1 protein-coding gene is annotated in these 299 nt (G+C 73.9%); it reads right to left on the bottom strand.

What is annotated here, in order from left to right:
- Positions 1–299 (bottom strand): KR domain-containing protein (locus tag JHE00_RS34675; RefSeq protein WP_200326435.1); only part of this gene is annotated, 299 nt, incomplete at both ends.

Raw genomic sequence — 299 nt, 5'->3', positions numbered from 1 at the left:
GCCGCCGGTCAACCTCGCCAAGCGTCGCGGTCAGCTCGCTGTCCTCGGCCCACAGCCCCCACGACAGCGAGTGCGCGGGCAGGCCGGACTCCCGTCGCCGCAGCGCGAGGGCGTCGAGGACCGCGTTCGCCGCGGCGTAGTTCGCCTGCCCCGCGGAGCCCAGCGCACCGGCTGCGGAGGAGAACAGCACGAACAGGTCCAGCTCGCCCGTGAGTTCGTGTAGATGCCAGGCGGCGTCGACCTTCGGCCGGAGCACCGCGTCCACCCGGTCCGGGGACAGCGAAGCGAGCACCCCGTCG

Origin of the sequence: Prauserella cavernicola, assembly GCF_016595675.1 — a bacterium.
GTDB classification, from domain to species: domain Bacteria; phylum Actinomycetota; class Actinomycetes; order Mycobacteriales; family Pseudonocardiaceae; genus Prauserella_A; species Prauserella_A cavernicola.
This window is presented reverse-complemented; position numbering and strand designations above follow the sequence as displayed.